Here is a 1,587-nt window from a genome sequence, read left to right on the forward strand (position 1 = left end):
CCAAGGGAAAGTCTCCTGATAATTCAGCGTATATCATTAACTTTTTAAATCTAAAAAACAGGAATTTCATTTATGTCTAAACACTATGATTATATTGCGATTGGCGGAGGCAGTGGCGGTATTGCATCAGTCAATCGTGCTGCCATGTATGGTAAGAAATGTGCACTGATAGAAATGGGTGATATTGGTGGAACCTGTGTCAACGTAGGATGTGTTCCTAAAAAAGTGATGTGGTATTCAGCTCAAATTGCCGATGCGATTCATAAATATGGTCCTGACTATGGCTTTAATACAGAATTGAAATCCTTTAACTGGAAGAAATTAGTTGAAAACAGACAAGCCTATATCAGCCGAATACATACATCGTATGACACAGGACTAGCTAAAAATAATGTTGATGTCATTCGAGGTTTTGCAAAATTTTTAGATGCTCAAACAATTGAAGTAAATGGTGAAACGTACACAGCTGACCATATTTTAATTGCTACGGGGACTCAAGCATTCAAACCTGAAATTGAAGGTGCTGAATATGGTATTGATTCCAATGGTTTCTTCGGATTAGAACACTTACCGAAGCGGACTGCTATTGTTGGTTCTGGCTATATTGCTGTGGAATTGGCAGGTGTTCTTAATGCATTGGGTTCGAATGTACAATTATTTATTCGTAAACATCAGCCTTTGCGTGGATTAGATCATTTCCTTGGTAAAACACTATTAGAGAATATGCGCAGTGAAAATATTAACGTGCATACTCATAGTCAGATTAACAAAGTGACTAAAGTTCAAGATAACTCACTTGTATTACACCTAGAAGATGGTACAGAACATAGTGTAGATTGCTTGATTTGGGCAATTGGTAGAAAACCTGCAACTGAAGCGATCAATCTTAATAAGACTCAAGTTCAATTGAACGAGAATCGCTTTATTCATGTTGATGCATATCAAAATACAACACAGTCTGGCATTTATGCAGTGGGTGATATTACAGGTAAAGTCGAGTTAACACCTGTTGCTGTGGCAGCGGGTCGAAGACTGTCTGAACGTTTATTTAACAATAAGCCAAATGAACATTTAGATTATGAAAATATTCCGACTGTGGTGTTTAGTCACCCACCTATTGGAACAGTTGGATTAACCGAAGATCAAGCCATAGAAAAATTTGGTAAAGATGCCATCAAAATTTATAGTTCTTCCTTTACATCCATGTATACAGCGATAACAGAACATCGACAACTCACAAAAATGAAATTAATTTGTGTAGGAACTGATGAGAAAGTGGTCGGAATTCATGGTATTGGATACGGTATGGATGAAATTCTGCAAGGCTTTGCTGTTGCTTTAAAAATGGGAGCAACTAAAAAAGACTTCGATAACACTTTAGCAATTCATCCGACTTCTGCTGAAGAATTCGTCACAATGCGTTAATCATTGATCATCTAAAAGAGCATTTATTTATATATTTGCTCTTATTTTTATATTCTATATCCAAATTATGAACTTTCAACAACTTAGAATTATTAGAGAACTCACTCAACATAATCTCAATTTATCACAAACAGCACATGCTCGGCTTTGTTGCACAAAGAT

At 36.1% G+C, this 1,587-nt stretch carries 1 protein-coding gene; it reads left to right on the top strand.

The features are described 5' to 3' along the window. Nucleotides 1-72: 72 nt before the first annotated feature. The gene (gorA, locus tag BK820_RS14820; RefSeq protein ID WP_002122354.1) at nucleotides 73-1,425 is read left to right on the top strand and encodes a glutathione-disulfide reductase; all 1,353 of its coding nucleotides are present in this window, start codon (nucleotides 73-75) and stop codon (nucleotides 1,423-1,425) included. Nucleotides 1,426-1,587: the final 162 nt, after the last annotated feature.

The organism is Acinetobacter sp. LCT-H3 (assembly GCF_001866125.1).
Taxonomy (GTDB): domain Bacteria; phylum Pseudomonadota; class Gammaproteobacteria; order Pseudomonadales; family Moraxellaceae; genus Acinetobacter; species Acinetobacter schindleri.